This window comes from uncultured Abyssibacter sp. (genome assembly GCF_964000955.1).
GTDB lineage: Bacteria > Pseudomonadota > Gammaproteobacteria > Nevskiales > OUC007 > Abyssibacter.
In genome coordinates this window covers 1-2,948 of sequence record NZ_CAXFCL010000136.1, presented here as the reverse complement: position 1 = coordinate 2,948, position 2,948 = coordinate 1, and the positions used below count along the sequence as shown (strand labels likewise).

General features: G+C 64.8%; 3 protein-coding genes. 1 reads left to right on the top strand and 2 read right to left on the bottom strand.

Annotation, left to right across the window (positions count from 1 at the left end):
• Positions 1 to 70: 70 nt before the first annotated feature.
• Both ABNS06_RS06425 and ABNS06_RS06420 read right to left on the bottom strand, forming a co-directional pair.
• Positions 71 to 889, bottom strand: a complete 819-nt coding sequence (locus tag ABNS06_RS06425) for an acyltransferase (protein ID WP_348673324.1) — start codon at positions 887 to 889, stop codon at positions 71 to 73.
• Positions 890 to 1,013: 124 nt separating this feature from the next.
• Complete coding sequence (locus tag ABNS06_RS06420) at positions 1,014 to 2,492, bottom strand: oligosaccharide flippase family protein (protein WP_348673323.1); 1,479 nt, start codon at positions 2,490 to 2,492, stop codon at positions 1,014 to 1,016.
• Positions 2,493 to 2,721: 229 nt separating this feature from the next.
• Between ABNS06_RS06420 and ABNS06_RS06415 the strand changes: the two genes are divergently transcribed.
• Positions 2,722 to 2,948: hypothetical protein (locus ABNS06_RS06415; RefSeq protein WP_348673322.1), on the top strand; the 227-nt coding region annotated here is incomplete at its 3' end.

Below are 2,948 nucleotides of genomic sequence, written 5' to 3'. Positions count from 1 at the left end.
TCGCATACGAACGCTGCCCGATCCAGCGCATCGGCGCCCAGTTCAGCCAGCCGAACCAGATTGAACGCGGCTAGGTGACCGACCAGTAGATCAGCACCATCAGCGCCATGCCCTGGAGGCTGTAACGCAGCGTGCTGCGGAACACGTCGTCGCGAATCACCAGCGTGAACAGGAGCAGAGCCAGCGCACCGATCACCCACAGGTGCATGCGGGCCGGGTGCTGGTCGGCCGACGGGGCGCGATCCCGAGGATTCCACGCGAACGCCAGCAGGCAGCCGAATGCTAGGGAATCGATGCGCGTGTCGGTAGCGCTGTAGATGTAGTTCTCGGATACGCCGATGCCGACGTACAGTACCAAGCGCCAGACCAACGCGGCGGCGCAAAGACCCGCGAGTACGCGGATCGCCGTGCTGCGGGGGCGAGTGACCAGTATCAGCGCCAGCGGCGGAAAGAACAGGTAGAAGTGTTCCTCGATGGCCAGCGACCAAAGCGGCCCCAGTCCGGCGGGCATGGTCTCCGGGCCGAACATGGCGGCGTAGTAGTTGGGGTAGTACAGCAGGATCGAGATGACGCCGCCGACCGTGCCCGTTCCTTCCAGGAACCCGGCGCGACTGGTGATCACGCTGAACGCCACCACGAGGTACAACGGCGGGAACAGCCTGATCACCCGGCGCAGGTAGAACAGACGAAAATCGATGCCGCCCGTGCGTGCATATTCGTCGCGCAGCAGGGTGGTGATCAGATAGCCGCTCAGCGCGAAGAACACCGTCACGCCCAGCCCACCCGGAACGATATGGTCCAGGCCAAGATGCGCGGCAAAGACCAGCCCGATCGCGACGGCGCGAATGCCGTCGAGACTCGGAATCGTCCCCCGTCCCCGTGCTTCCATCAGTCAGGTATCCGTCGTCGGAGCGGAGCGCGACGATGATCCGGTGTCGTCTGCCCAGGGTGCATTTGCAATGGCGTATCCAATTCGCGGGCTCCGGGTTCCGGCGGCAACGTGGTTGTGTGGATCAATCAGTTTGTCCCTGGGCCGATTGTTTCCGCCGGCCGCGCACCAACTCCAGCGCGTACCGAAGTTCCGTTCGTGTGAACAGGGCGCTCAGGGCGAGATAAATCATCGCACCCGCGGTGATGCAGATCACCAGCAGCAACAGCGGGGCCAAGACATCGTCCAGCGCCTGACGCAGTGCGGCGACGGCGATCGACATGACCACGGCAATCAGCAGGCTGGGGCCACCGGAGACGATCTGGGTCTTCCAGGTGGACACGCCCAGTTGCTGCACCTGCAGGGCCTGGATCGGGAGCACGATGTAGCGGGACAGGACCACCGCGCCGATGGCGGCGATCAGCCCGAACTGAGCCGCGATGGGGACGCTGACGGCCATCAGCACCGTGGAGATTACGGCGACCATGATGAGCTGTGCACCCTTGTTGTAGTCGCGCAGGATGGCGTAGTTGAACGTGGTCACCGCGCTCAGCAGGCCGAGCAGACACATCAGTTGTAGCGGCACGACCGCGTCGCCCCAACTGTCGCCGAACAGCAGTGGAATCACCGTCGGGGTCACCGCGATCAATCCCAGAAACGCCGGATAGCCGATAAACGCGGACGCCTTCAGCGCGCTTTTGAGCAGGACGCCCAGGTCCTCCTTTCGGGATCGGGTCTCGGCCACCGAGGGGAGGGCGACCATCATCAGCGGCATCAGCAGCATGTCCCGCAACAGGTCGAAGATGCGTCGCGACACGCCGAAGTAACCGAGCGCCGTGGCGCCGAGGATGCCCCCGATAAAGACCTTGGGTAGCTGGTTTTCCAGTTCGTCGAGCATGCGCACGGCCACCGAACTCGACGAGAAGCGCAGGCAGGCTGGAACCTCGTCCCAGCGGGGCGCTGCGGGCGTCCAGTGGCATTTCCGCCAGAGGACCGCTGCGTTGACGCCGATCTGCACGAACTGCAGCGCGCCCAGCGACCAGATGCCGGCCCCGAGCAGGGCCAGTGCGATACCGACCAGGCAGCCGCTGGTCATGCCGACGGTGCCCGCCAGGGCCTGCGCCTTGAATTCCAGCCGGGCGCTGAGCATGGCCGCCGGCACCGTCTGCAACGCGGTCAGCGGGATGCAGCCGGAATACAGCAGCAGTAGTGGAGCCATCTGGGGATGGTCGAAGACATGCGCGATCCAGGGGCTTACCGCCACCACGATCACCGCCAGCAGCACACCGATACCGAACAACGTCCACAGGTACGCGCTCAGCGAGGCATCGGAGAGTTCGCGCCGCTGGATGATCACCTCGCCCGCCGCGGTACCGACCAGCACCTGGCCGAACATCACCAGCGCGGCGGCGCCGGTGTTCAGGCCGAACTGCTCGGGACCGATGATGCGGGCGATCAGCGCAAAGGCGATCAGCGACAGCGCGATCTTGCTCCACGACGCGATGAACGCCCACAGGGCACCGTGCGCGATCCGATGATGGGCGCTTGCCGAAGACTGGGTCATCTGCGGAACCTGCGTTCTTCGTAACGTCCTGTCAATGGATCAGTTGCGTGGTCGTGGTGACCGGGTCGCGGCCAGTCATGGTGTGACAGTGAAACCATCACCGAGCCACAGCATGTATCCTACCGCGAGGTCCCGACATCCCACCCGTCGCCTGGTGCGGTGGGGCGTCGCGGGGAGCCACATTACCCGTCCCGCGTTAACGCAAGTATCCGGCAGCACAGTAGTGTCCGTGAGTCAGACCCGATCGTTACACAAGGCTCCGCGCGGCGGTGACCTGTTCGTGTTCGGCATTCCGTTGCGCCCGAAATGCCGCACGGCGGACTGGGATGGCGCCGTCCGGCGTTTCCGGTCCGCGCTGCTGTCCTGTCTGGCGCAGACCGACCCCGATTTCAGAGTCCTGGTTGCCTGCAACGAGCGACCGGAGGGGATGCCCGATGACCCGAGGGTCGAGTACCT